The organism is Streptomyces sp. P3 (assembly GCF_003032475.1).
GTDB lineage: Bacteria > Actinomycetota > Actinomycetes > Streptomycetales > Streptomycetaceae > Streptomyces.
In genome coordinates this window covers 5288766-5315533 of the sequence record NZ_CP028369.1, presented here as the reverse complement: position 1 = coordinate 5315533, position 26768 = coordinate 5288766, and the positions used below count along the sequence as shown (strand labels likewise).

The 26768-nt window shown below is 74.2% G+C and carries 21 protein-coding genes and 1 riboswitch; of the genes, 14 read left to right on the top strand and 7 right to left on the bottom strand.

The window, feature by feature from the left end; all coding sequences use genetic code 11:
- Positions 1–9 precede the first annotated feature (9 nt).
- Positions 10–3606: a cobaltochelatase subunit CobN gene (gene cobN / locus C6376_RS23960; protein ID WP_107445316.1), complete on the bottom strand. Its 3597-nt coding sequence runs from the start codon at positions 3604–3606 to the stop codon at positions 10–12.
- A 53-nt stretch (positions 3607–3659) separates the two neighbouring features.
- Positions 3660–3736, bottom strand: a riboswitch (cobalamin riboswitch).
- A 114-nt stretch (positions 3737–3850) separates the two neighbouring features.
- Between cobN and cobG the strand changes: the two genes are divergently transcribed.
- Genes cobG through C6376_RS23945 form a run of 3 tightly spaced genes read left to right on the top strand, consistent with a single transcriptional unit; the run spans position 3851 to position 7280 of the window.
- Positions 3851–5128: a precorrin-3B synthase gene (gene cobG, locus C6376_RS23955; protein WP_254076024.1), complete on the top strand. Its 1278-nt coding sequence runs from the start codon at positions 3851–3853 to the stop codon at positions 5126–5128.
- Positions 5125–5796 carry a precorrin-8X methylmutase gene (locus tag C6376_RS23950; protein ID WP_173985715.1) on the top strand — a complete coding sequence of 224 codons (672 nt, stop codon included), beginning with the start codon at positions 5125–5127 and terminating at the stop codon, positions 5794–5796. The genes cobG and C6376_RS23950 overlap by 4 nt, the downstream gene beginning before the upstream one ends.
- A complete protein-coding gene (locus C6376_RS23945) occupies positions 5793–7280 on the top strand; it encodes a precorrin-2 C(20)-methyltransferase (protein WP_107445314.1) in 1488 nt (495 codons plus the stop codon). Before C6376_RS23950 ends, C6376_RS23945 begins: the two co-directional genes overlap by 4 nt.
- 180 nt (positions 7281–7460) lie before the next feature.
- On the opposite strand, the gene C6376_RS23940 is transcribed toward C6376_RS23945, so the two are convergent.
- Positions 7461–8216 carry a cobalt-precorrin-6A reductase gene (locus C6376_RS23940; RefSeq protein ID WP_107445313.1) on the bottom strand — a complete coding sequence of 252 codons (756 nt, stop codon included), beginning with the start codon at positions 8214–8216 and terminating at the stop codon, positions 7461–7463.
- A gap of 18 nt (positions 8217–8234) precedes the next feature.
- Here C6376_RS23940 and C6376_RS23935 point away from each other — a divergent pair, with 18 nt between their 5' ends.
- A complete protein-coding gene (locus C6376_RS23935) occupies positions 8235–9377 on the top strand; it encodes a cobalt-precorrin-5B (C(1))-methyltransferase (protein ID WP_107449144.1) in 1143 nt (380 codons plus the stop codon).
- Positions 9378–9486: 109 nt separating this feature from the next.
- Here the strand turns inward: C6376_RS23935 and cobM are convergent, their stop codons facing one another.
- The 3 genes from cobM to C6376_RS23920 form a co-directional block, all read right to left on the bottom strand.
- Positions 9487–10236: a precorrin-4 C(11)-methyltransferase gene (gene cobM, locus C6376_RS23930; protein ID WP_107445312.1), complete on the bottom strand. Its 750-nt coding sequence runs from the start codon at positions 10234–10236 to the stop codon at positions 9487–9489.
- Positions 10233–11513: a precorrin-6y C5,15-methyltransferase (decarboxylating) subunit CbiE gene (gene cbiE / locus C6376_RS23925; protein WP_107445311.1), complete on the bottom strand. Its 1281-nt coding sequence runs from the start codon at positions 11511–11513 to the stop codon at positions 10233–10235. The genes cobM and cbiE overlap by 4 nt, the downstream gene beginning before the upstream one ends.
- 126 nt (positions 11514–11639) lie before the next feature.
- The gene (locus C6376_RS23920; RefSeq protein ID WP_107445310.1) at positions 11640–13028 is read right to left on the bottom strand and encodes a glycoside hydrolase family 43 protein; all 1389 of its coding nucleotides are present in this window, start codon (positions 13026–13028) and stop codon (positions 11640–11642) included.
- A gap of 258 nt (positions 13029–13286) precedes the next feature.
- Between C6376_RS23920 and C6376_RS23915 the strand changes: the two genes are divergently transcribed.
- The 4 genes from C6376_RS23915 (at position 13287) to C6376_RS23900 (ending at position 17083) form a co-directional block, all read left to right on the top strand.
- Positions 13287–14705 (top strand): amidase, encoded by a 1419-nt coding sequence (locus C6376_RS23915; protein WP_107445309.1) that lies wholly within the window; start codon positions 13287–13289, stop codon positions 14703–14705.
- Positions 14706–14734: 29 nt separating this feature from the next.
- Complete coding sequence (locus tag C6376_RS23910; RefSeq protein ID WP_173985714.1) at positions 14735–14953, top strand: hypothetical protein; 219 nt, start codon at positions 14735–14737, stop codon at positions 14951–14953.
- 155 nt (positions 14954–15108) lie between these two features.
- Positions 15109–16590 carry a flotillin family protein gene (locus C6376_RS23905; RefSeq protein WP_107445308.1) on the top strand — a complete coding sequence of 494 codons (1482 nt, stop codon included), beginning with the start codon at positions 15109–15111 and terminating at the stop codon, positions 16588–16590.
- 46 nt (positions 16591–16636) lie between these two features.
- Positions 16637–17083, top strand: a complete 447-nt coding sequence (locus C6376_RS23900; RefSeq protein WP_107445307.1) for a type II toxin-antitoxin system PemK/MazF family toxin — start codon at positions 16637–16639, stop codon at positions 17081–17083.
- On the opposite strand, the gene C6376_RS23895 is transcribed toward C6376_RS23900, so the two are convergent.
- On the bottom strand, positions 17068–18006 hold the full coding sequence (locus C6376_RS23895) for a TIGR02452 family protein (protein ID WP_107445306.1): 939 nt from the start codon (positions 18004–18006) through the stop codon (positions 17068–17070). The genes C6376_RS23900 and C6376_RS23895 overlap by 16 nt on opposite strands.
- A 384-nt stretch (positions 18007–18390) precedes the next feature.
- Between C6376_RS23895 and egtA the strand changes: the two genes are divergently transcribed.
- From egtA to egtD, 4 genes are read left to right on the top strand one after another with little or no spacing between them, the layout of a single operon-like run.
- Positions 18391–19692, top strand: coding sequence for an ergothioneine biosynthesis glutamate--cysteine ligase EgtA (gene egtA, locus C6376_RS23890; RefSeq protein WP_107445305.1), 1302 nt, complete (start codon positions 18391–18393; stop codon positions 19690–19692).
- A 59-nt stretch (positions 19693–19751) separates the two neighbouring features.
- A complete protein-coding gene (gene egtB, locus C6376_RS23885; RefSeq protein ID WP_107449142.1) occupies positions 19752–21062 on the top strand; it encodes an ergothioneine biosynthesis protein EgtB in 1311 nt (436 codons plus the stop codon).
- Entirely contained in the window at positions 21062–21856 is a 795-nt protein-coding gene (gene egtC, locus C6376_RS23880; protein WP_107445304.1) for an ergothioneine biosynthesis protein EgtC, read from the top strand. The genes egtB and egtC overlap by 1 nt, the downstream gene beginning before the upstream one ends.
- Positions 21853–22833 (top strand): L-histidine N(alpha)-methyltransferase, encoded by a 981-nt coding sequence (egtD, locus tag C6376_RS23875; protein WP_107445303.1) that lies wholly within the window; start codon positions 21853–21855, stop codon positions 22831–22833. Before egtC ends, egtD begins: the two co-directional genes overlap by 4 nt.
- Before the next feature lie 151 nt (positions 22834–22984).
- Here the strand turns inward: egtD and C6376_RS23870 are convergent, their stop codons facing one another.
- Positions 22985–23665: a hypothetical protein gene (locus C6376_RS23870; RefSeq protein ID WP_107445302.1), complete on the bottom strand. Its 681-nt coding sequence runs from the start codon at positions 23663–23665 to the stop codon at positions 22985–22987.
- 339 nt (positions 23666–24004) lie between these two features.
- Between C6376_RS23870 and C6376_RS23865 the strand changes: the two genes are divergently transcribed.
- Both C6376_RS23865 and C6376_RS23860 read left to right on the top strand, forming a co-directional pair.
- Positions 24005–25051: a histidinol-phosphate transaminase gene (locus C6376_RS23865; protein ID WP_107445301.1), complete on the top strand. Its 1047-nt coding sequence runs from the start codon at positions 24005–24007 to the stop codon at positions 25049–25051.
- Positions 25052–25056: 5 nt separating this feature from the next.
- Entirely contained in the window at positions 25057–26760 is a 1704-nt protein-coding gene (locus C6376_RS23860) for an aldehyde dehydrogenase family protein (RefSeq protein ID WP_254076023.1), read from the top strand.
- Positions 26761–26768: the final 8 nt, after the last annotated feature.

The following is a 26768-nucleotide window of genomic DNA, read 5'->3' as shown; positions in this document are numbered from 1 at the left end:
GGCGGCCGGTCAGTCCTCGCCCTCGAGGTCGCCCTCCGTCTCCAGGTACACCTCGCGCAGCCGCTCCAGCACCGCCGGGTCGGGCTCGGCCCACATCCCGCGCGACTGCGCCTCCAGCAGTCGCTCGGCGATGCCGTGCAGCGCCCACGGGTTGGCCTGTTGGAGGAACTCGCGGTTCGTCGGATCCAGGACGTAGGTCTCGGTGAGCTTGTCGTACATCCAGTCGGCGACCACGCCGGTGGTGGCGTCGTAGCCGAACAGGTAGTCCACCGTCGCGGCGAGTTCGAAGGCGCCCTTGTAGCCGTGGCGACGCATCGCCTCGATCCACTTCGGGTTGACGACCCGGGCGCGGAAGACGCGGGAGGTCTCCTCGACCAGCGTGCGGGTGCGGACCGTCTCGGGGCGGGTGGAGTCGCCGATGTACGCCTCGGGGGCGGTGCCGCGCAGGGCGCGGACGGTGGCGACCATGCCGCCGTGGTACTGGAAGTAGTCGTCGGAGTCGGCGATGTCGTGTTCGCGGGTGTCGGTGTTCTTCGCGGCCACCGCGATCCGCCGGTAGGCCGTCTCCATCTCGTCGCGGGCCGGACGGCCGTCCAGTTCGCGGCCGTAGGCATAGCCGCCCCACACCGTGTAGACCTCGGCGAGGTCGGCGTCGGTGCGCCAGTCGCGGGAGTCGATGAGCTGGAGCAGGCCGGCGCCGTACGTCCCCGGGCGGGAGCCGAAGATGCGGGTGGTGGCCCGGCGTTCGTCGCCGTGCGCCGCCAGGTCGGCCCGGACGTGCGCGCGCACGTGGTTGACGTCGGCCGGCTCGTCGAGCGAGGCCGCGAGGCGGACGGCGTCGTCCAGCAGCCCGATCGTGTGCGGGAAGGCGTCCCGGAAGAAGCCCGAGATACGCAGGGTCACGTCGATGCGCGGGCGGCCCAGCTCCTCCTGCGGGACGGGCTCCACGCCGGTCACCCGGCGCGAGGCGTCGTCCCAGACGGGGCGGACGCCGAGCAGGGCGAGGGCCTCGGCCACGTCGTCGCCGGCGGTGCGCATGGCGCTCGTGCCCCACAGGGACAGCCCGACGGACGTCGGCCATTCGCCGTTGTCGGTGCGGTAGCGCTCCAGGAGCGAGTCGGCGAGGGCCTGACCGGTCTCCCAGGCGAGCCGGGAGGGGACGGCCTTGGGGTCGACGGAGTAGAAGTTGCGGCCGGTCGGCAGGACGTTGACCAGACCACGCAGCGGCGAGCCGGAGGGGCCCGCAGGCACGAATCCGCCGGCCAGCGCGTGCACGGCGTGGTCGAGTTCGGCGGTGGTGCCCGCCAGCCGCGGGACGACCTCGCGGGCGGCGAACTCCAGGACGGCGGCGACCTGTTCGCCGTGCTCGGCCGGGACGGCGGCCGGATCCCAGCCCGCGTCCTCCATCGCCCGGACGAGGGCCCGGGCCCGGGCCTCCGCCTCGTCGGCCGTCGTACGGGTCGCGGCGGACTCGTCGAGGCCGAGCGCCTCGCGCAGGCCGGGCAGCGCGGTGGCACCGCCCCAGATCTGGCGGGCACGCAGGATCGCGAGAACGAGGTTGACGCGGTCAGCGCCGGCCGGCGGGTTGCCGAGGACGTGCAGGCCGTCGCGGATCTGGGCGTCCTTGACCTCGCAGAGCCAGCCGTCGACGTGCAGCAGGAAGTCGTCGAAGCCGTCGTCGTCCGGGCGGTCGGCGAGACCGAGGTCGTGGTCGAGCTTGGCGGCCTGGATGAGGGTCCAGATCTGAGCGCGGATCGCCGGCAGCTTCGCCGGGTCCATGGACGCGATCTGGGCGTACTCGTCGAGGAGTTGCTCCAGCCGCGCGATGTCGCCGTAGGAGTCGGCGCGGGCCATCGGCGGGACGAGGTGGTCGACGAGGGTGGCGTGCGCGCGGCGCTTGGCCTGGGTGCCCTCGCCCGGGTCGTTGACCAGGAAGGGGTAGACCAGGGGGAGGTCGCCGAGGGCCGCGTCCGGGCCGCAGGCGGCGGACAGACCGGCGTTCTTGCCGGGCAGCCACTCCAGGTTGCCGTGCTTGCCGAGGTGGATCATCGCGTCGGCGCCGAAGCCGCCGTCCTCGGTCCGCGCGGCGATCCAGCGGTAGGCGGCCAGGTAGTGGTGCGAGGGCGGCAGGTCGGGGTCGTGGTAGATGGCGATCGGGTTCTCGCCGAAGCCGCGCGGCGGCTGGATGAGGACGAGCAGGTTGCCGAAGCGCAGGGCCGCGAGGACGATGTCGCCCTCCGGGTCGCGGCTGCGGTCGACGAACATCTCGCCGGGCGGCGGGCCCCAGTGCTCCTCGACGGCCGAGCGCAGCTCCTCGGGCAGGGCGGCGAACCACCGGCGGTAGTCGGCCGCCGGGATCCGTACCGGGTTGCGCGCCAGCTGCTCCTCGGTGAGCCAGTCCTGGTCGTGGCCGCCCGCCTCGATGAGCGCGCGGATCAGCTCGTCGCCGTCGCCGGAGGCCAGCCCCGGCACCTCGGCGTCCGTACCGAAGTCGTAACCCTCCTCGCGCAGCCGGCGCAGCAGGGCGACCGCGCTGGCGGGGGTGTCCAGGCCGACCGCGTTGCCGATGCGGGAGTGCTTGGTGGGGTAGGCGGAGAGCACCAGCGCGAGACGCTTGTCGGCGGGCGGGATGTGGCGCAGCCGGGCATGGCGGACGGCGATGCCGGCGACGCGGGCCGCCCGTTCGGGGTCGGCGACGTAGGCGGGCAGTCCGTCGGCGTCGATCTCCTTGAAGGAGAACGGGACGGTGATCAGCCGGCCGTCGAACTCCGGGACGGCGATCTGGCCGGCCGCGTCCAGCGGGGAGACGCCCTCGTCGCTCGTCTCCCAGTCGGTCCGCGAGGAGGTCAGGCACAGCGCCTGGAGGATCGGGACGTCCAGGGAGGTCAGCGCCCCCGCGTCCCAGGACTCGTCGTCGCCGCCCGCCGACGCCTCGGCGGGGCGGGTGCCGCCCGCGGCGAGCACCGTGGTGACGATCGCGTCCGCGGCCCGCAGTTCCTCGATCAGCTCCGGCTCGGGTGCGCGCAGGGAGGCGACGTACAGCGGGAGCGCCCGGGCGCCGGACGCCTCGACCGCGTCACACAGGGCGTGCACGAAGGCGGTGTTGCCGCTCATGTGATGGGCCCGGTAGTACAGCACGGCGATCGTCGGGACCCCGGGGGCGCCGGCCCGCGCGGGCCGCTCCAGCGGACCCCAGGTGGGGGCGGACGCCGGGGAGTCGAAGCCGTGGCCGGTGAGCAGGACCGTGTCGGAGAGGAACCGGGCGAGCTGCTCCAGGTTGGCGGGGCCGCCGTGGGCGAGATAGGCGTGGGCTTCGGCGGCGATGCCGACGGGAACCGTGGAGGCGGCCATCAGCTGGGCGTCGGGGGCCTGTTCACCGGTCAGGACGACGACCGGGCGGCCGTCGGCGAGCAGCAGGTCGAGGCCGTCCTGCCAGGCGCGCACCCCGCCGAGGAGGCGCACGACGACGAGGTCGGCGCCGTCGAGCAGCGCGGGGAGGTCGTCGAGGACGAGCCGGGACGGGTTGGCGAACCGGTACGGGACCGGGCCGGCGGCGGCGCGCGCGCTCAGCAGGTCGGTGTCGGACGTCGACAGCAGCAGGATCATGGGGCGTCGGCCTTCCTCGGGGTGTCCGCGCCCCGGGCGGTGTCGGACGGCGGGAGTTCCTGGCTCGCCCGGCCTGGGAGGGCCGGGTTCACAGTGGCGGGACCGCGCCGGATTCGCACCGGGCTTCCTCCCCTGTCGCCGTCGTGGCGATGGCGGACCGGATGATCCACCGCAGAGCATAGTAAGGGGCGGGGGAAGAGGGCACAGGCATACCTCCCAGGTGGACGTGGGTATGCTCGCCGCCATGTCCTCGGCTGACGTCCGTCCAACATCCCAGGCCACAGCGGTCTCACGGGACCGCGGTGACGCCTGTCCCGGGGCGTTGCGGCTGCATGCGGCGGACGACGGGGCGCTGGCCCGGATCCGGGTGCCCGGCGGGGTGCTGAGCGTCCGTCAGGCCGAGGCACTCGGCGAGGCGGCAGGCCGGCTGGGCGACGGGGAACTTCATCTGACCTCGCGCGGCAACGTGCAGTTGCGGGGTCTCGCGGACGGCTGCGGGACGGAGCTCGCCGCCCTGCTGGCAGCGGCCGGGCTGCTGCCCTCCGCCGGGCACGAGCGGGTGCGCAACGTCGTCGCCTCGCCGCTGTCCGGCCTCGACGGACGGGGCCTGCGCGACGTACGGCCCTGGCTGTCGGACCTCGACGCGGCGGTGTGCGCGAGCGGGCCGGCACGGGAGTTGTCGGGCCGGTTCCTGTTCGCCCTGGACGACGGGCGGGGGGACGTCGCCGGGCTCGGCGCCGACGTGACGCTGCGGGCGACCGGCGACGGCGGCGCGATGCTCGATCCGGGTGCGGTGCGGGTGTCCGCGCGGGACGCGCCGCGGGCCGCGCTGCTGGCGGCCGAGACGTTCCTGGAAGCCGTACGGGAGTCCGGCGGCGGAGTCTGGCGGGTGGCCGAACTCCCCCTGCCCGAGAGCGTATTGGCCGAGCGGGTTCGCCACCGCCTGACCGCCGAAGGCATCGCGGGTGCGCCCCGGACGGAGGTCGCCGCCGTCCCGGTCGCCCAGGGGCCCGCGCCCGGCGTCGTCGGCGACGCCCTGTCCGCGCACGTGCCGCTGGGACGGCTCTCCGCCCTCCAGTGGCGGGAGTTGACACGGGTGGCCCGGACCGAGCTGCGGCTGACCCCGTGGCGCGGAGTTGTCGTCCCCGTTCCGGACCTGGCCCCGGGGCAGCGCGACGAGTCGCTCGTACGGCTCGCCGCCGCCGGTCTCGTCACCGATCCGGCCTCGCCCTGGCCGCGCGTCGGCGCCTGTGTCGGACGGCCCGGGTGTGGCAAATCCCACGCCGACGTCCGGGCCGACGCGGCCGACACTGTCGACGCGGCCGACGCCTGCCCCCTCCCGCTTTACTGGTCCGGCTGCGAACGGCGCTGCGGGCACCCGCACGGCGACCGGATCGACGTGGTCGCCTCCGCGGACGGCGGCTACCGGCTGGCCGCCGTGCGGTCGGGCCGTCCGACGCGCACCGTACCGATGTCCGACCCCGACGACCTCGCCGCCGCCCTGGCGGCGATCACCTCATGAGCCGTACCACCATCGAGAGCAGCGAGACGAACACCGTGAGCAGCTACGACTACGAGAAGGACGGTGCGGCCATATACCGCCGGTCCTTCGCCACCATCCGCGCGGAGTCCGACCTCGAAGGGCTGCCCGCCGACGTCGGCCAGGTCGCGGTCCGGATGATCCACGCCTGCGGGATGGTCGACCTCGTACGGGACCTGGCGTACACGCCGTCCGTCGTGGCCCGCGCCCGCGAGGCCCTGCGGACCGGCGCGCCGATCCTCACCGACGTGCAGATGGTGGCCAGCGGGGTGACCCGGCGTCGGCTGCCCGCCGCCAACGACGTGCTGTGCACGTTGTCCGACCCGGGCGTGCCGGAACTGGCGGCGCGGCTGGGCACCACGCGCACCGCCGCCGCGCTGGAGCTGTGGCGGGACCGGCTCGAGGGCTCGGTGGTCGCCGTCGGCAACGCGCCCACCGCCCTCTTCCGGCTGCTGGAGATGATCGAGGAGGGCGCGGCCCGGCCCGCCGCCGTGATCGGCGCGCCGGTCGGGTTCATCGGCGCGGCCGAGTCCAAGGACGCGCTGGCGGCGAACACGCTCGGCCTGGAGTACCTGGTGGTGCGCGGACGCCGTGGCGGCAGCGCCATCGCGGCCGCCGCGCTCAACGCGATCGCGAGCGAGGAAGAATGAGCGGCAAGCTGTACGGCGTCGGGCTCGGCCCCGGCGACCCGTCCCTGATGACCGTACGAGCCGTCGAGGTGATCGGCGAGGCGGACGTGATCGCCTATCACAGCGCCCGGCACGGCCGGTCCATCGCCCGCTCGATCGCGGCGAAGCACCTGCGCGCCGACCATGTCGAGGAGCGGCTGGTCTACCCGGTCACCACGGAGACCACCGACCACCCGGGCGGCTATCAGGGCGCCATGGACGAGTTCTACGCCGAGGCGGCCGCCCGGCTCGCCGCGCATCTCGACGCGGGGCGCACGGTCGCGGTGCTCGCCGAGGGTGATCCGCTGTTCTACGGCTCCTACATGCACATGCACAAGCGGCTCGCCGACCGCTACGAGACCGAGGTCGTCCCCGGTGTCACGTCGGTGTCCGCCGCCGCCGCCCGGCTGGGCGCCCCGCTCGCCGAGGGCGAGGAGGTGCTGACGGTGCTGCCGGGCACACTGCCCGAGGAGGAGCTGACGGCGCGGCTCGGCGCCACCGACGTGGCGGTCGTGATGAAGCTGGGCCGCACCTTCCCCAAGGTGCGGCGCGCGCTGGAGGCCGCGGGGCGGCTGGACGAGGCGCGGTACGTGGAGCGGGCCACGATGAGCGGGGAGCGGACCGGCGAACTGGCGGACGTGGACCCGGAGTCGGTGCCGTACTTCTCGGTGGCCGTGCTGCCCAGCCGGGTCGACGCCGAGCGTCCCGTGCGGCCCCGTGGCGACGTCGTGGTGGTCGGCACCGGCCCGGCCGGCCCGTTGTGGCTGACGCCCGAGACCCGGGCCGCGCTGGCCGCCGCCGACGATCTGGTGGGCTACACCACGTACCTCGACCGGGTGCCCGTGCGGCCCGGACAGCTGCGGCACGGCAGCGACAACCGGGTGGAGTCCGAGCGCGCGGAGTTCGCGCTGCAGCTGGCGGAGCGCGGGCGGCGGGTGGCCGTCGTCTCCGGCGGCGACCCGGGGGTGTTCGCGATGGCGACCGCCGTCCTGGAGGCCGCCTCGCAGCCCGAGTACGCGGATGTTCCGGTACGGGTGCTGCCGGGGGTGACCGCCGCCAACGCGGCCGCCGCCCGAGCGGGCGCCCCGCTCGGCCACGACTACGCCACGATCTCCCTCTCCGACCGGCTCAAGCCGTGGGAGGTGATCGCCGAGCGGCTGCGCGCGGCGGCCTCGGCGGACCTGGTGCTGGCCCTGTACAACCCGGGCTCGCACAGCCGCACCTGGCAGGTGGGCAAGGCGCGCGAGCTGCTGCTGGAGCACCGGGCGCCGGACACCCCGGTCGTGGTCGCGCGGGACGTCGGCGGCCCCGGTGAGCGGGTGCGGATCGTCCGGCTGGCCGACCTGGACCCCGCCGTGGTCGACATGCGGACGATCCTGCTGGTGGGCTCCTCGCAGACCCGGGCCGTGCGGCGGGGTGACGGCGAGCAGATCGTCTGGACCCCTCGCCGGTACCCCGAGGTGTGAGTGTGCGCGGCGCCGGACCGCCGGCGGCGCCACGGACGCCGGCGACGGGGACGCCTCCTGCCCCTGTACCAGGTGCGCGGGCGTGAGAACGACGGACCTCACGGGGGGCGGCACCTCCCGCGCGGACGAAGGCACCTCCCGCGCGGACGGCGGGGGCCGGGGCGTGGGCGGGCCGGGGAGTCAGGTGCGGGTGGCGGTGGCCAGGCGCTCCGTAACCCAGCGGGCCGCCTGCTCGGGTTCCTCGACCTCGGGCACGCCCTTGGGGACGGCCGGCCGCCGGACCACGACCACGGGCAGCCGGGCCTCACGCGCCGCGGTCAGCTTCGGCGCGGTAGCCGCTCCTCCGCTGTCCTTCGTCACCACGACGTCGATGCGGTGGCGGCGCAGCAGCTCCCGCTCGCCGTCCAGGGTGAAGGGGCCGCGGTCGAGCAGGATCTCGCCGTGCGGCGGGTGCGGGGCCTCGGGCGCGTCGACGGACCGTACGAGGAACCACAGCTGGTCCAGGGCGGCGAAGGCGGGCAGGCCCATGCGTCCGGTGGTGAGGAACACGCGGCGGCCGAGCGCGGGCAGCAGCCGCGCCGCGTGCTCCAGCGAGTCCGCCTCGTGCCAGCGGTCGCCCTCGACGGGGACCCAGCCGGGGCGGCGCAGGGCCAGCAGGGGAACATGGACGGTGGCGGCGGCCCGCGCCGCGTGGAAGCTGATGGTTCCGGCGAAGGGGTGGGTGGCGTCGATGACAGCGTCGACGGCCCGCTCCCGCAACCAGGCCGTCAGCCCCTCGGTCCCGCCGAAGCCACCCACGCGGACCTCGCCCGGCGGCAGCCGGGGACTGGCCACCCGTCCGGCGAGGGAACTGGTCAGCTCCAGGCCGGGTGTGCCGTGCAGCAGCTCGGCGAGGCGGCGGGCCTCCGTGGTTCCGCCGAGAATCAGTACGTGCACGAGAGTCCGGATCCGATCATGAGCAGTGACGTGGCAGGCGCGGGCGACCCGAAGGGCGGCCGCGGCGCCCAACTCAAGCACACCGGTCTGCGGCCCGGCTGGACGACCGGCGCCTGTGCGACGGCGGCCGCCGCGGCCGCCTACACCGCCCTGCTGACCGGCGAGTTCCCCGACCCGGTGACGATCACGCTGCCGAGGGGGCAGACGCCTGCGTTCACGCTGGCGGCCGAGGAGCTGACGGACGACTACGCCATGGCCGGGGTGGTCAAGGACGCCGGCGACGACCCGGACGTCACGCACGGGGCGCTGGTCCGGGCCACGGTGCGGCCGCTGCCGGCCGGGACCGGGGTGGTGTTCCGGGCGGGGCCCGGGGTGGGCACGGTCACCCGTCCCGGACTGCCTCTGCCGGTCGGGGAGCCGGCCGTCAACCCGGTCCCCCGCCAGATGATGCGCGACCACGTGGCCGAGGTCGCGGCCCGGCACGGCGGCGCCGGCGACGTCGAGATCACCGTCTCCGTCGACCACGGCGAGGAGATCGCCCGCTCCACCTGGAACCCGCGGCTGGGCATCCTCGGCGGGCTGTCCATCCTCGGCACGACCGGGATCGTCGTGCCGTACTCCTGCTCGGCGTGGATCGACTCCATCCGACGGGGCGTGGACGTGGCCCGGGCCGCGGGCCGCACACATGTCGCCGGGTGCACGGGGTCGACGTCGGAGCGGACGGTCGTCGCCGAGTACCGGCTGCCCGAGGACGCCCTGCTCGACATGGGCGACTTCGCCGGCGCGGTGCTGAAGTACGTGCGTCGCCACCCCGTGGACCGTCTGACGATCTGCGGCGGCTTCGCCAAGCTCTCCAAGCTCGCCGCGGGCCACCTCGACCTGCACTCCGCCCGTTCCCAGGTCGACAGGGGTTTCCTCGCCGAGCTGTCCCGGCGGGGCGGCGCGGACCCGGCGCTCGCCGCGGAGGTGGCCGGGGCCAACACGGGGCTCGCCGCGCTCCAGCTGTGCGCCGCGGCCGGGGTCGCGCTCGGCGACCTCGTGGCGACGGCCGCCCGCGATCAGGCGCTGGGCGTGCTGCGCGGGGCCCCGGTCGCGGTCGACGTCATCTGCATCGACCGCGCGGGGACCGTGGTGGGCCGCAGCTCGGTGGCCGGCCCGTAGCCACGCGACCCGCGGACAGGCGACCTGCGATTGGCGACCTGCGCGCCGCCCGTGCCTCGGCCGGTGCGACCGACGTGCGCGCCGTCCGCGCGCCTTCGTGGCGGGGCGTTCAGCAGATGTGGCGGTCTCGGTCCGGGGAGTAGAGGTGGCTGTCGGGGAACTGCTCGGCTCCCAGCGTCCGGCCGACCATGATGACGGCCGTGCGCAGCACGCCCGCCTCCTGCACCTTGCCGGCGATCTCGTCGAGCGTGCCGCGGATGACCAGTTCCTCGGGACGCGAGGCGTAGGCGACGACGGCGGCGGGGCAGTCGGCGCCGTAGTGCGGAAGGAGCTCGCCGACCACCCGGTCCACGTACCGGGCCGCGAGGTGCAGCACGATGAGCGCGCCGCTGCGGCCGAGGGTGGCCAGGTCCTCGCCCTCGGGCATGGCGGTGGCGCGGTGGGCGATCCGGGTGAGGATGACGGTCTGGCCGACGGTCGGCACGGTGAGCTCGCGCTTGAGGGCCGCGGCCGCGGCCGCGAAGGCGGGCACGCCGGGGACGACCTCGTAGGGCACGCCGGCCGCGTCCAGCCTCCGCATCTGCTCGGCGACGGCGCTGAACACCGACGGGTCCCCGGAGTGCAGTCGCGCCACGTCGTGCCCCTCCTCGTGGGCGCGCACCAGCTCGGCGGTGATCCGGTCGAGGTCCAGCTGGGCGGTGTCCACCAGCCGCGCGCCCGGCGGGCATTCGGCGAGCAGCTCGCGCGGGACCAGACTGCCCGCGTACAGACAGACCCGGCAGGCGGCGAGTGTGCGCGCGCCACGCACCGTGATCAGGTCGGCGGCGCCGGGTCCGGCGCCGATGAAGTACACGGTCATCGGTCTTCTCCCGCAGAGGTGTCGAGGGTCTTGTGGACGGCCCACTGGGTCACCGGCATCGCCTGCCGCCAGCCGGTGAAGGCGCCGACGGGGACGGCGTGCGCCACGGCCAGCCGCACCAGCTCGCCTCCGTGACGGCGGTGGGCCTCGGCGAGCAGCGCCTCCGACTCCAGCGTCACGGTGTTGGCGACCAGTCGCCCGCCGGCCGGCAGCGCCTCCCAGCACGCGTCCAGCAGTCCGGGAGCGGTGAGCCCGCCGCCGACGAACACCGCGTCGGGCGGCGGGAGTTCGGCCAGGGCCGCGGGCGCCGCGCCGGTGACCACGCGCAGTGCGGGCACCCCGAGCCGGTCGGCGTTGCGGGCGATGCGCGCGGCCCGCGCCGGGTCCCGCTCGACGGTGACCGCGCGGCACGAGGGATGTGTGCGCATCCACTCGATCGCGATGGAGCCCGAGCCGCCGCCGACGTCCCACAGGAGCTCGCCGGGGGCGGGGGCGAGGGCGCCGAGCGTGGCAGCGCGGACGTGCCGCTTGGTGAGCTGGCCGTCGTGCTCGTACGCCTCGTCCGGGAGCCCGGGGCCCGCGCCGAGCCGCAGCGCGTCCGGGGCGCGGCGGCACTCGACGGCGACGATGTGCAGCGCGTCGCCGAGCGGTCCGCCGGCGGGCCAGTCGTCGGCGGTGCGCGGCGCGGTCGTGTGCTCCCTCGCACCGCCGAGTTGTTCGAGGACGCGCATCGGGCTCGGCCCGAACCCGCGGTCGCGCAGCAGGGCGGCGATCTCCCCGGGGGCGGCGGCGTCAGCGCCGAGGACGAGGAGCCGTCGGCCGGTGTGCAGGGCGGCGGCCAGGCGGGCCGTGGGACGGCCGACGAGGGTGACGACCTCGGCGTCCTCCAGCGGCCAGCCCAGGCGGGCTGCGGCGAGCGAGACCGACGAGGGGTGCGGCAGCACATGCAGCCGCGCGGGGCCGAGTTCCTCGGCGAGGGCGCGTCCGATGCCGTGGAACATGGGGTCCCCGCTGGCCAGGACGGCGATCCGGCGGCCGGCGTGCGCGGCGAGGAGGCCGGGGACCGCGGGTCGCAGCGGCGAGGGCCAGGGGACACGCAGGCCGGCGCAGTCGGGCGGCAGGAGGTCCAGCTGACGCGGACCTCCGATCAGGACCTCGGCCGCGCCCAGCGCGGCGCGGGAGGCCTCCGGGAGACCCGCCCAGCCGTCCGCTCCGATCCCGACGACGGTGACGGCGGCTGGGGCGGCGGGCGACGGTCCTGGTCGTGCGGGGGTCACTGCGCGCTACCTCGGTGTTCGTGGACGGCTCGGGACGACAGGGGCGCACTTTACTGGGCGGTGGCCTGGGCGTTCGCGCCCGGGTGCCACCGCCCGCCTCCTGCCGCGGGGCCGCGGCCGTACGGCTCAGGCCCAGGCCGTCACCGGCACGAAGGAGCTGTCCTGCCGGAAGAGGTCCGTGCCGTCGGACTGCTCGACGCGCAGTTCGTAGTTGTAGTGGCGCAGGTAGTAGCCGGGGTAGTTGTACGACTCGAAGCGGACCGAGCCCGCGACCGTGCCGGTGCGGGCGATGAAGGTGGCGTCCTTGGCGAAGACCGACGTGCCGTCGCTTGCGTCGAAGCGGCCGCGGAAGGAGTAGTGGCGCAGGTACTTGCCGGCCGCGTCGCGGAACGAGTAGGCGTTGGCGTCGGCGAGCCCGGCGACGACGGTGAAGGTGGCCGCCTGCTTCTCGGCGGCGGTGCTGGAGCCGGTCACCACGGGCAGGTTGAGCAGGGCGGACTGCTCCTGCCAGTAGCGGGTGGTGTAGTTGCCCGACCGCAGGGAGCGCGTGGCGTTCTTGGTCAGGGTGGGGCCACCGGTCACCGTCTCCTTGATGACGGTGAAGTGGCGGGCCGTGCCGGAGATGCCGGGCAGCGCCTTGGGGGCGCTCCAGGTCGCGAAGGAGTCGTAGCTGTCGCTGTAGTAGTACTTGTGGTCGCCGTAGCCGTCGAAGAAGATCCGCCAGGCGCCGTTGTCGAGCTGGATGACGGTCGGGCCCTCGCGGTAACTGCCCCAGCCGGCCCAGTCGCCGGTCTTCTTGATCGTGTAGGGGCCGGCCAGGTTGGTCGCCGTCGCGTACTCGATGTACTTCGCCGTCTCGTTCTTGGTGAACGCGTGGTAGGTCGACCCGGTCTTCACGATGTACGTGTCGATGTGGTTGGCGCCGATACCGGACAGGGCGACCGGGGAACTCCAGGCCGTGAGCGAGGAGTTGGTGGCCTTGAGAAGGTAGGGCGTGAAGATCCACTCGTCGTTCGTCGTCGAGCAGGACACGATGACGTTGACGCTGCCGTCGCTGTCGACGAAGAACTCCGGCGCCCAGGCGCGGGAGAGGTTGGCGATCGGGACCGTGTAGTCGTACAGGAAAGACCAGTTGACCCGGTCCGAGCTGCGGGCGAATCCGATGGTGGTGCTGGCGTCCTGCCAGGTGTGGGTGGTGTAGGTGATGTAGTAGTAGCCGTCGGTGTGCTTGAAGACGCTCGCGTCGCGGATGCGGTTGGTGGGCGGGGTGTATGCGGAGGCCTGCACCAGCCGGAAGTCGGTGGCGTCGTCGGACTGGTAGACGTTCACCGTGCCGTCGTTGCTGTCGAGGAACGGCACGATGGTGTAGCGGGTGGCCGATCCGGCGGCGGGCGCGGCGGCGAGGGCTGTGCCGAGCAGGCCGGGGGCCTCGCCGAGCACGAACGCGGCGGCGGGCAGGACGGCCATCGCGCGCAGCAGGGCACGGCGGGACGGGGCGGGGGGACGTGTCGTCATGGTGCGGCTCTCCTACGGCTTCAGGGTTCGACATTCCGAACAAGGTCCGGAAAGTCGATCAGAAGCTAGGCGTGAGGCAGGATCGCGTCAATCCCCTGCGCAGGAACACACGGTGCCTGTGGGGCGGCTGTGCGGTCGACGGGTCCGCCCCGCTCCGACCTGGGCGCTCCCGACTCGATGTCGTGCACGCGCCGTTCCGCTGTCCGGCGCCCGCAGGTTACCGTGCGGTAGACAATGTCGTCCCGGAGGTGCCCCCGCATGACGCCCGACCGTGCCGCAGGTCTGACGGACACCGCACGCGCCCTGGCCGGGGGCGAAGTGTCGTCCCGCACGCTCGTCGAGCGGACCCTCGCCCGGATCGAGGCGAGCCAGGGCGTCCTCAACGCCTTCCGGGTGGTGCGGGCCGAGGCCGCGCTCGCCGAGGCCGAGGCGGCCGACCGGGAGTTGGCGTCCGGCGTGCGCCGACCGCTGCTCGGGGTCCCCGTCGCCGTCAAGGACGACATGGACGTGGCGGGCGAGCCGACCGCGTTCGGCTGCGCCGGCGCGTACCCGTCCGTCGCCGAGGACGGCGAGGCGGTCCGGCGGCTGCGTGCGGCCGGAGCCGTGATCGTGGGCAAGACCAACACCTGCGAGCTCGGGCAGTGGCCGTTCACCGAGGGGCCGGCCTTCGGCGCCACCCGCAACCCGTGGAGCACCGGTCACACGCCCGGCGGCTCCTCCGGCGGTTCGGCCGCGGCGGTGGCGGCGGGGCTGGTGCCGGCCGCCCTCGGCTCGGACGGGGCCGGCTCCGTCCGCATCCCGGCCTCCTGGACGCATCTGATCGGCGTGAAACCGCAGCGGGGCCGCATCTCGACCTGGCCGCGCGGGGAGTCCTTCCAGGGCATCACCGTCAACGGCACCCTGGCCCGGACCGTCGCCGACGCGGCCCTGCTGCTCGACGCGGCCGCGGGCAACCACGCACACGACCCGCACCGGCCGCCGGCCGTCGACGCCTCGGCGGCGGTGCGCCGCGACCCCGGCAGGCTGCGGATCGCGCTGTCGCTGAAGCCGCCGTTCACCGCCGTGACCGCCCGGCTGCGGCCCGAGGTGCGCGCCCGGGTCCTGGAACTCGCCGAGAAACTGGCCGGGTTGGGTCACACGGTCGAGGAGGCCGATCCGCCGTACGGGCAGATCGGCCTCACCTTCGTGCCCCGGGCGACCGCGGGCATCGCCGAGTGGGTCGCCGACGCGCCCTTCCCCGCGCTCCTGGACCGGCGCACCCGGGACGCCGCCCGGCTGGGCCGGCTGCTCGGCGGGGCGCCGCTGCGGGCGGCCCGGCGCGCCGAGACGGTCCTGCACCGTCGTGTCGGCGCCTTCTTCGCCGGTTACGACGTGGTCCTCGCGCCGACGACGGCCGCTCCCCCGCCGCGCATCGGGGCGATGCTTGAGCTGAGCGGGATCGCCACCGACCGCGCCATGATCGCCGCCTGTCCTTACGCCTGGCCGTGGAACGTGCTGGGCTGGCCCGGTGTCAACGTCCCGGCGGGCTTCGCCCCCGGCGGGCTGCCGGTCGGGGCGCAGCTGCTCGGTCCGGCGCACAGCGAGCCGCTGCTGCTCTCGCTCGCCGCCCAACTGGAGGCGGAGCTGCGCTGGCACGAACGGTGGCCGAGCGAAGCTGTCGCCGACTCCCCGGCCTGACGGCCAGGTTGTGCCCGTACTCTGTGACCATGGACGACGCGGCGATGGTCGGGCTCATGGGGCGGGTCACCGGGACGATCGGGCCGGGTCTCGTCGGCGAGGTCATGGTCCGGGTGCGCGGTGGGGCCGAGCACTTCCTCGCCTACGCGGCGGACGGCACGGCCCGCATCGAGTGCGGCACCGTCGTGATGGTGGTGGAGCACCTGCCGCCGCGATCGGTCTACGTCACCCGCGCGTACGACGGTTGAGCCCGTCACGGCCCAGGTGAGGGCCGCTTGCGTGCGGCTTCGGGAACGTAAGCGTCAAGATTGCAACAAGGATGCGTCAGCGTCTTCAACCCGGGGCCGGCGAGGCGCAGACTCCCTTCGTTCGGTGCCGAAAGGGCACCATCACAAGGGGGCGTATGCCGATGGTTGTCGGCGTCGTTGCGGGGGTGGCGGTTGTCGCCGTCCTCGCTCTGATCGGTCTGTTCAAGATGATGTGGCGCGTCGCGGAGCCCAACGAGGCACTCGTCATCTCCGGCTCCAACCACCGTACCGAGGGTCTCGAGGCGGGCATGGGTTTCCGCATCGTCACCGGGCGCGGAACGCTGGTGATGCCCGGCGTGCAGGTGGTGCGCAAGCTGTCGCTCGACCTGAACGAGACCGAACTGCAGGTGGACTGCGTGACGCACCAGGGCATTCCGCTCCGGGTGCGGGGCGTGGTCATCTTCAAGGTGGGCGACGACTTCGTGTCGATCGCCAACGCGGCCCGGCGTTTCCTCGACCAGCAGAAGCTGATGTCGGAGCGGGTGCACAACGTCTTCGCCGGTCATCTGCGTTCCATCGTGGGCGGGTTGACGGTCGAGGACATGATCCGCGACCGGGAGAAGCTCACCGGGCAGACCCGTGCCGCCTGCGGTACGGAGATGGAGAAGCTGGGCCTGATCGTGGACTCGCTGCAGATCCACGAGATCGAGGACCCGACCGGTTACATCAAGAACATGGCGATGCCGCACGCGGCGGCCGTGCAGCGGGACGCGCGCATCGCCCAGGCGGAGGCGAACCGGCTCGCCACGGAGGCGGAGCAGGCCTCGTTCGCCCGGATGGCGGAGGCCACCAGGGACAGCGAGATCCTCCAGGCCGGTTACCAGGCCGAGCGGGACAAGGCGGGCGCCAAGGCCCGTCAGGCGGGACCCCTCGCCGACGCCGCCGCCCGGCAGGAGGTCGTCGTCCAGGAGACGCGGGTGGCCGAGCTGGAGGCGCACCGTCGCGAGCAGCAGCTCCAGGCGGACGTGCGCAAGCCCGCGGACGCGCAGGCCTACGAGAAGCGCACGCTGGCCGAGGCCGAGCGCGACGCCCGGATCTCGGCGGCCGAGGCCAAGGCGAAGGAGACGGAGCTCGCGGCCGCAGCCGAGGCGACCCGTGTCAAGCAGGCCGCCGGCGCCGAGGCCGAGGCGACCAGGACCCGCGGTGAGGCCTCCGCGGCCGCCACCCGGGCCACCGGTGAGGCCGAGGCGGCCTCCGCGCAGGCCAGGGGTCTGGCGGCGGCGGAGGCGGCGAAGGCACAGGGCCTCGCGGAGGCGGAGGCCATCAAGGCCCGCGCCGCCGCGCTCGCCGAGAACCAGGAGGCGGTCGTCGCCCAGCAACTCGCCGAGAACTGGCCGGAGATCGTGAAGGCGGGCGCGTCCGCCTTCGGCAACGTCGACAACATGGTGCTGCTCAACGGCGCCGACGGTATGGCGGACGTGTTCGCCAAGGCGCTCACCATGGGCGGGACCGGGCTGGGGCTGGCCCGGCAGCTGCTCGCGTCGATGAACCAGAACGGCCAGGCTCCCGCCGGGACTTCGCCGCTGAACGGGTCGGCGGGACCGGCATCGCAGAGGGTGCCCGTCGAGGAGAGGTGACACACCGGTGAGGCACGGTCACGGGGGCACCGCTTAGGGTGCCCCCGTGACCGCGTTTACCGATGCAGACGTCCCGGGCCGCTCCGGCCCCACCGCCACCGTCGAGGCCGACCCGCGTGCGGTCGGCCGGGTGCGCACCGAGTACTCCCCCGCGCACGACGGCGACCCGGACCCCGGCGAGATCGTGTGGACCTGGGTGCCGTTCGAGGAGAACGACGGCCGGGGCAAGGACCGTCCGGTGCTCGTCGTCGCCAGGGAGCCGGGCGGCACCTTCCTTGCCGTGCAGCTCTCCAGCAAGCGGCACGACGGCGACCGGGAGTGGGTGGCCATCGGCAGCGGACCGTGGGACCGGACCGGTCGCGACTCCTGGGTGGACGTCGACCGGGTGCTGCGGCTGCACGAGGACGGCATGCGCCGTGAGGCCTGCGCGCTGGACCGGATGCGGTTCGACCTGGTGCGCCGGCGCCTCCACGAGCGCTACGGCTGGACCTGAGCACCCGTTCGGCCGAACGCGTGCCCGAAGGCGGCGCGGACCGTGCCGCCCGGCGTCCGGTCCAGCACCCCGAAGACCACGTGGGCGAACCGGTGCTCGAAGCGTCCGCCGGCGGCCAGCGGCGCCCGGAAGGCCTCCGCCACCTGTGCGGGGTCGTTGCGGAACACCCCGCAGCCCCACGCGCCGAGCACCAGGCGGCGGTAGCCGTGCGCGGCGGCCGTCTCCAGGACCCGTTCGGCGCGGGCGGACAGGGCGCGCGGCAGCTCGGCGGCCCGCTGCGGCGTCGTGCGCAGCACCACGCCCGCGTTCGGTGCGGCGGCCGTCAGGAAGCCGACGGTGTACGGCTCGTCCAGCAGACGGCCCCGGTCGTCGCGGAAGACCGGGACGGCCGGTGAGTGGATGACGCGGTCCGTGTAGAACGCGTCGCGGTGGGCGCGGTGGTGGTCGTAGAACCCCCGGGCCTCCAGCAGGCACGTGTACAGCGCGGAGGCCCGGCACAGCGCCTCCTCCTGCGCCTGGGCCCCGTTGAGGAAGCCGCCGCCGGGATTGCGCGCCGAGGCGAAGTTGAGGACGGCGACCGCGTCTCCCCCGACAGCCGGCCCTCCCCCGGCGACCGGATTCGCTCCGGCGACGGGATTCCCTCCGGCGACGGGATTCCCTCCGGCGGCCGGCGCTCCTTCCGCGGACGCGCCGACGAGCCGGCGGGCCGCCTCCAGGCTGCTCTCGCCGGTGACCTCGACGCGCAGGCCCACCGGCAGGGCGGCGGGCACCTCGACCGGTCCCGGTCCCGCCGTCCGTGTACCGGCACGGGCGGCCTTCACCGCCGCGGCGAGGGACACCGTGCGCCCGTCGGAGGCGCGGTAGCCGCCGGCGGCCACGATCCGCTCGGTCTCCCGGGCGATGCCGCGCAGCCGTGCGCTCATGGGGCCACCCCCGTGGACCCCATGAGCGCGTGCCGTGCGGTCACTCCTGCCCCGCACCTCGCCTCGCGCAGCACGCCGCGCCTCTCCCCCGTCGAGCTCATGCACGCATCGTGAGCGATCCCGGACATCGCGTGCAACACGATTTTCCGGCGCCGGAGCACATGACGCATGCTCCGGGCTCGTCCGGGAAGCAGCTCTGGGGCCAGGGGAAACCGGCGGTGAACCGGCGGTGAACCGCACGGAATCCGGGCTTCACTGTCCTGAAAGTGCCGATGTGCACCCTTGTGCGAATCGGATCCAGGGTCTTGGGTGGAACGAGCTCTGCCGGTCCGGCCGCACCGAGGCCGGACCGGTGGCATGGTGGAATCTCAGGAGGATCCCGACATGTCCGACTCGGTAAGCGACTGTACGAACGGAGCAGAGCCGCGCATCGCCGTCACCGAAGCCGAGGTGGAGGCGCTGGTCAGGGGAATCTGCTTCAAGACCGGCCCGCCCCGCACCGTCGGGGTCGAGGTGGAGTGGCTCGTCCACGAGCTGCACACGCCGCAGCTCCCCGTCACACCCGATCGGCTCGAAGCGGCCTACGCCGCCCTGCGGGACGTGCCACTGCGCTCGCCGCTCACCGTCGAACCCGGCGGTCAGCTGGAGCTGAGCTCGCCGCCCGCCGCCTCCCTCATGGAGTGCGTGCACACCGTCTCCGCCGACCTGGCCGCGGTCCGCGCCGCCCTGCGCGAGCGGGGACTCACCCTCGTCGGCATGGGAACCGACCCCTGGCACACACCGCGCCGGTTCCTGCACGAGCCCCGCTACGACGCCATGGAGTCCTGCCTCGACCGCACCGGGCCGGCGGGCCGCGCCATGATGTGCACCTCGGCCTCCGTGCAGGTCTGCCTGGACGCCGGGTACGAGGAACCGGGCCCGCTCGGGCACGGCCGGCGCTGGTGGCTGTCGCACACGCTGGGCGCGGTACTGGTGGCGGCCTTCGCCAACTCCCCGCTGCTCGGCGGCGCCCCCACCGGCTGGCGCTCCACGCGGCAGCTGCTGTGGATGGAGATCGGTGCCGGCCGCGCGGGCGGGCCGGCCATGGACGGCGATCCCCGCGCGGCCTGGGCACGGCACGTGCTGGACGCGCCGGTGATGTGCGTGCGGCGTGCCGGCGGGGCCTGGGAGGTGCCCGACCGCCTCACCTTCCGCCAGTGGACCCGAACGGGCGAGCCGACCCGGGAGGATCTCGACTACCACCTCACCACCTTGTTCCCGCCGGTCAGACCGCGCGGCCATCTGGAGCTGCGCATGATCGACGCGCAGCCCGGCGACGACGGCTGGATCGTGCCGCTCGCCGTGACGACGGCCCTGTTCGAGGACCCGGAGGCCGCCGAGTTCGCCTACCGCGCGGTCAAGCCGCTGGCCGAGCGGGCCCGGCCACTGCCCGCCCCGCACAATCCGCTGTGGATCGACGCGGCCCGGCACGCGCTGACCGACCCCGAACTGCACGAGACGGCGGTCGCCTGCTTCGCCGCCGCCCTGCGTGCCCTGCCCCGCCTCGGCGCAGACGACGCCGTGCTGGAGGCCGTGACGGACTACCGGGACCGCTACGTCATCAAGGGACGCACCCCCGCCGACGACCAGCTCGACCGCCTGCGCGGCACGGACGCCCGCGCGCACGGGAAGGACCTCCGCCCATGACCGAGCCCGCCCTGGACGCGGAGCCCGCACCCGCCGCGGACGCCGCGCCCGCCTCGAACATGGCCGCCCCGGACGCGGACGTGCTGCGCGCCCGCGCGCTCGCCTCGCTCACGACGGCCCGCGCCCGCACGACGCTGCTGACCACCTGCGTCGAGGAACCCGACCTCACCGCCCAGCACTCCCCGCTGATGTCCCCGCTGGTGTGGGACCTCGCCCACATCGGCAACCAGGAGGAGCTGTGGCTGCTGCGCGCGGTGGCCGGCCGGGAGGCGATGCGCCCCGAGATCGACGGCCTGTACGACGCCTTCGAGCACTCGCGCGCCGAACGCCCCTCGCTGCCCCTGCTGCCGCCCGCGGAGGCCCGCCGGTACGCGGCGGAGGTGCGCGGCCGGGTCACCGACGTGCTGGAGTCGGCCGACTTCCACGGCACCCGGCTGACGGAGTCCGGCTTCGCCTTCGGGATGATCGCGCAGCACGAACAGCAGCACGACGAGACCATGCTGATCACCCATCAGCTCCGCACGGGGCCACCGGTGCTCACCGCCCCCGACCCCGAACCGGTCCCGCTGTTCACCGGCCCGGCCGAAGTGCTGGTCCCCGGTGGCCCGTTCACCATGGGCACGTCCGGCGAGCCCTGGGCCCTGGACAACGAACGCCCCGCCCACCGGCGTGAGGTGGCGCCCTTCCACATCGACACGATCCCGGTGACGAACGCGGCCTACCAGGCGTTCATCGAGGACGGCGGTTACGACGAGGAACGCTGGTGGACGAGGGAGGGCTGGGCGCACGTCCGCGGGCACGGCATCCACGCGCCGCTGTTCTGGCACCGTGACGGCGGGCAGTGGCTGCGCCGCCGGTTCGGCGTCACCGAGGTCGTGCCGCCCGACGAGCCGGTGCTGCACGTGTGCTGGTACGAGGCCGACGCCTACGCCCGCTGGGCCGGACGCCGGCTGCCCACCGAGACCGAGTGGGAGAAGGCGGCCCGCTTCGACCCCGCTACCGGCGGCTCGATGCGCTACCCGTGGGGCGACGCCGATCCCGCGCCGGAACACGCCAACCTGGGCCAGCGCCATCTGCGTCCGGCCCCGGCGGGCAGCTACCCGGCCGGCGCCTCCCCACTCGGCGTACGGCAGTTGATCGGCGACGTCTGGGAGTGGACGTCCAGCGACTTCACCCCCTACCCGGGGTTTCGGGCGTTCCCGTACAAGGAGTACTCGGAGGTGTTCTTCGGGCCCGATCACAAGGTGCTGCGCGGCGGTTCGTTCGCGGTGGACCCGGTCGCCTGCCGCGGCACCTTCCGCAACTGGGACTATCCGATCCGGCGGCAGATCTTCTCCGGGTTCCGCACCGCCCGCTCGGGGGGCTTCTGATGTGCCGTCACCTCGCCTACCTGGGGCCCGAGGAGGCGCTCGGCAGGCTCCTCGTCGATCCCCCGCACGCGCTGTACCGCCAGTCGTGGGCGCCGCGGCAACAGCGCCACGGCACGGTCAACGCCGACGGCTTCGGGGTGGGCTGGTACGCCGAGGGCGACCCGACGCCGGCCCGCTACCGCCGTGCCGGGCCCATCTGGGCGGACCTGTCCTTCGCCGACCTGGCCCGGGTGGTGCGCAGCCGGGCCGTGCTGGCCGCCGTCCGGGACGCCACCTCGGCCGGCGCCGACGCGGAGGCCGCGGCGGCCCCGTACGCGGCGGACGCCTGGCTGTTCAGCCACAACGGCGCGGTCGCCGGCTGGCCGCGCTCGCTGGAGCCGCTGGCGCGCACCCTGCCCGCCGCCGACCTGCTGTCCATGGAGGCCCGCAACGACTCCGCTTTCGTGTGGGCGCTGGTCCTCGCCCGGCTGCGCGCCGGGGACCCGGCGGGCCAGTCGCTGACCGACACCGTCCTCGAGGTCGCCGCCGCGGCCCCCGGCTCGCGGCTCAACCTGCTGCTCACCGACGGGACGGCCGTCACCGCGACCGCCTGGGGCGACACCCTCTGGTACCTGACGGAACCGGGCGGGGGCACGGTGGCCGTGGCCTCCGAACCGTACGACGACGATCCGCGCTGGCAGGAGGTCCCGGACCGGACCCTGCTCGTGGCGAGCCGCGCCGACGTCGCGCTCACCCCGCTCAAGGACCCGAGCGCGGACACGGCACCCGCACCATCCGAGGAAAGGCAGTCATGACCGGCACCCGCGCCTACGGCTACACCGACACCCTCGACGCCGAGCACTACGCCAGGGCTCTGCGCGCCGACATCCGCGGCGGACTGACCAGCACCCCCAAGTCCACGGCACCCACCTGGTTCTACGACGCCCGGGGCAGCGAGCTCTTCGAGGAGATCACCCAGCTCCCGGAATACCCCTTGTGGAGGGCGGAACTGGGACTGCTCCAGCTCCACGCCGAGGACGTGGCCGCGCAGACCGGGGCACGCAGCATGATCGAGCTGGGGTCCGGGAGTTCGACGAAATCCAAGCTGGTCATCGAGGCGCTGGGGCCGGCCGGCCTGCACTACGTGCCCGTCGACGTCAGCGCGGACGCACTGCAACAGGCCGGCGCGCAACTCGTCCAGGACTATCCGGGGATCCGTCTGCACGCCCTGCGTGCCGACTTCACGGCTCCGCTCGTGCTGCCGGCGCTGCCCGAGGAGGGCCCACGGCTCATCGCCTTCCTCGGCAGCACGCTGGGGAACTTCCGGCGCCCGGCCCGCGGCCCGTTCCTCCGCGGGCTCCGGGACGTCATGCGGCCCGAGGACTTCCTTCTGCTCGGTGCCGACCTGGTCAAGCCGGAGCACGAGATGATCGCCGCCTACGACGACGCGCAGGGCGTCACGGCCGAGTTCGACAAGAACCTGCTGCACGTCCTGAACCACGAACTGGACGCCGACTTCGACCCGGACGCCTTCGACCACGTGTCGGTGTGGAACAGCACCGAGAGTCTCATCGAGATGAGGCTGCGCAGTCGGGCCGAGCAGCTGGTGAAGATCCGGGAACTCGACCTGGCGGTGCAGTTCGAGCGCGGAGAGGAATGGATCACCGAGCGCAGCGCCAAGTTCACCGTGTCCGGGTTGCGGGAGGAGATGGCCGAGGCGGGCCTTCGCACCCGTCAGCTCTGGTCCGACCCGAACGCCGGCTTCATGCTCACCCTCGCCACGGCGCACTGAGTCGGCCGCCACCCGCCGGCGGGACATCCCGGGGACATTCCGGGGACGGGACACCCCGAGGGGCGGGGCTCACGCCGTGGGCCCCGCCCCTCGTCCGGGCCCTCGGGGGCGGCACCGGCGGGCTCACACCCGTCTGCCCACACCCCGCCGGTCACGGATGGAAGGGGTCCCAGCCCGGCTCCCCGGTGGGCGGGGGGCCGGCGGTGGGCCCGCCCGGGGCGCACCGCGCGGGATCGGGCGGCTGGAACAGCCGGTACGCGCCGACCCGGTCGGTGACGAACCGTACCGGCGTGTCCTCGTCGGCCGACGGGCCCGGTGCCACCCGGGGCAGTTCTCGTTCGGTCAGGGGTTCACCCGCGTACACGGCTACGAGCACCCCGACACACACGCCGTCCCGGACGGCGGGAAGGTCACCGGGGAAGCCGACGGTCCGGGTTCTGGCGCCGTCCGCGAAGAGGCGATAGCGCCTGACGGACGACCACTCGGTCCGCGACGTCGCCGCCGCCGTTGTGTTCGTGGTCGTGGTCGTCAGGGTCCAGAACTCGACCTGCACGGCGAGCGGAAGGCACAGCCGCCGGGCATCGGCCGTCCGCGGTGCGCCCACGACGACCGACATCCTCGCGGACGGCGCGGCAGCGCCCTCGACCGTCCGGAAGGAGACCGCGTCGCGCAACCAGGCGGCCTTCTGCCGTCCCGGCCATGCGTCGTCGGCACGGCAACCTGCGGTCTGCGTGGTCTCGGACGCCTTCGAGCAGCCGGCGCTGAGCAGGGCGAGGGCCGCTGCGCAGGCCGTCAACGCCCCGCGGCGGAGTCGGGTCGGGGTGATGTGCATGGGTTCCTCGTTCGTCACGGCCGGCCCGCGGACTTCCCACGGTGCGGGCGGCGAGCAGTCTGCCGAGGCCCCGGCCACGGCAGGGACGCCGGAAAGCCGCTGTGTCCGCTTCGTGATCACGAGGATGGCCCGGGGCGCCGCGAACGGTGCGCCGTTCGTCTCGTGGCAGAGGTCCCGGAGGATCCCCCGGGAGACGGTTTGCCGCTCAGAACCGCCTTTTCGGCGATCCGTAGCCGAAATCGCCAACCAGTTGAGCAATTGGCTTGTCGTCATCACGATTTCCCTGTCGAACGCCCGACGGCAGACCTCGGGTCCCAGCGCTGCAGAAGCGAGTCGAGCATGGTGCGTGTCCGTGCGTCTCTGTCCCAGCTGCCCGCCTATGTGCCGGGCCGCAAACAGCCCGGGGCCATCGTGCTGGCCGCCAACGAATCCCCGCACGGACTGCTCCCCGGGGTGGCCGCGACCCTCGTGGAGACGGTCGGCGGCGTGTCGCGCTATCCCGACCTGCACGCCGGTTCGCTCGTGGAGGCCCTGGCGGCGCATCACGGGGTCGCACCGGAGCGGATCGCGATGGGCGCCGGATCGTCCGAGGTGTGCGGCCAGCTGCTGCACACGGTCGTCGGTCCCGGCGACGAGGTCCTCTTCGGGTGGCGGTCGTTCGAGGCGTACCCGATTCTCACCGCCGTGGCGGGCGGTACGCCGGTCCGGGTGCCGCTGCGCGGGCAGGTGCTCGACCTCGACGCCATGGCGGCGGCGATCACCGCGCGCACCCGACTGGTCTTCGTGTGCAACCCCAACAACCCGACCTCCACCGCGGTCGGTGCGCCGGCCCTGACCGATTTCGTCGACCGGGTGCCGCGGGACGTGCTGATCGTCGTCGACGAGGCGTACCGGGAGTACGCCGATCCCGCCCTGGTTCCCGACGCTCTGGCCCTGTTCGGCGACCGGCCGAACGTGGCGGTGCTCCGGACCTTCTCGAAGGCCTACGGCCTGGCGGGGCTCCGCGTGGGCTACTGCGTCGCGCCGCCCGGGGTCGCGTCCCTCGTGCGCCGGACGCAGGTGCCATTCAGCGTCAGCGCGCTCGCCCAGCGGGCCGCCGTCGTCGCGCTCGGCGAAGGCGCTGAGGTCGCCCGACGCGCCGCCCTCACGGTCGCCGAACGCGAACGCGTCCTGGGGCGGTTGCGGGCGCTGGGCCACGACGTGCCCGACTCCCGGTCCAACTTCGTCTGGCTGCCGCTCGGCGGGGCCAGCGGGGACTTCGCGTCGCACTGTGCCGGCGGACAGGTCCTGGTGCGCCCGTTCCCCGGCGAGGGCGTCCGGGTGACGATCGGGCTGCCGGCGGAGAACGACGCCCTGCTGGCGCTCGCGGCGAGCTGGAGAGGCTGACGGCCATGCGCCCCGGCCCCTACGAGCGTCACCGCGAGTTGTTGCACAGCGTCGTCAGCGCCCTCGCCGCCGGTGAGTGCCACCGCCCCTTCGCCGAGGCGACCGTCCAGGACGCGGCCGACGCGGGCATGCGGTCGACCCGCACCGCGGGAAAGGTGTTCGGCTCGCTGCTGGGGCGCCCCTTCGACCTGGTGCAGCCCGGTGAAGTCGCCCGTGTGCGCACGGAGTCGTCGCCGTACGGGCTCGGCCTGGCCATCGCCTATCCCCGCTGTGAACCCTTGGAGCTGGTCGCGGCGGCCGCCCGGGCGGCACCCGGCTGGCGGGCCGCGGGTCCCCGTCAGCGTGCCGGGCTCGCCGTGGAGATCCTGCGGCGGCTCAACACCCGCAGTCACGAACTGGCCCTCGCGGTGCACCACACCACCGGTCAGCCGCTGCGGGCCGCGCTGCACGCCGCCGGGCCGCGCGCGCAGGACCGTGCGCTCGAAGTGGTGGCCCAGGCCTTCGCCGAGTCCGAGCGGGTGCCGTCCGGTCTGCACTGGGAGAGCGCGGGACGACGCGGCGGACCACCGCTCGCACTGCGGGGTACCTGCACCCTGGTGCCACGTGGTGTGTCGCTGCTCATCGGCTGCCCCGACTTCCCGCTCTGGAACGGTTACCCCGGCCTGTTCGCCAGCCTGGTCACCGGCAACCCCGTCGTCGTCGCCCCGCATCCGCGCTCGGTGCTGCCGCTGGCGATCACCGTGCGAGTCGCCCGCCAGGTGCTGGAGGAGGCCGGCCACGACCCGAACCTCGTGACACTCGCCGTGGCCGAGCCGGAACGGCGGGTGCACCTGCGGCTGGCCACCGACCCGGCCGTACGGATCGTCGACTTCACGGGCTCCGCGCGCGTCGCCGACTGGCTGGAGCGGCACGCCGCGCAGGCCACCGTGTTCGCCAGCCGGACCGGGCTGAACACCGTGGTGGTGGACTCGACCGACGACTACCCGGGCCTGGTCAGGGGGCTCGCCCTCTCCTCCTGCCTGTGCAACGGAATGGTGCGCACCACCCCGCAGAACATCCTGGTGCCGGAGCACGGCTTCGGCACCGACGAGGGCCACAAGACGCTGCGTGACCTGGGAACCGACGTCGGGGAGGCCGTGGACCGGCTGCTCGGACACCCCTCGCGCGCGGCGGGGGTGCTGGGCGCGACCACCGCCGACGAGGTGCGCGCCGCGCTGACCGAGGCCGCACGGTACGGCCCGGTCGTGCACGCCTCCGGCCCGGTGCCCCATCCGCGTCATCCGGGCGCCGAACTGCGCAGTCCGCTGCTGGTGCGGCTGCGCGCCTCGGACGAGCAGGTCTACACGCGGGAGTGGCCCGGACCGATCTCCTTCCTGGTCGGCACCGAATCCACCTCGCACAGCCTGGCGCTCCTGCGGCGTACGGTGGCGCGGCACGGCGCGCTCTACGCCTCGGTGCACTCCACCGACACGCTGGTCCTCGCGGCGGCCGAGACGGCGGCGCTCGACGCCGGAGTGCCGCTGGTGGAGAATCTGGACGATCTGCCGGCCGACCCGTCCTCGGCTCTCGCGGATCTGCCGGGCGGGGGAGCCCACTTCGTCACCGGACGGTTCCGCGTGGTGCGCTCACGCAGGCACGCCACGCCGACGGTTCCCGTCCCGGTGCCCGCGAGGCGCGCCGAGGCCGCCGCCGAGCTGGTGGACCGCTGAAACCGCCG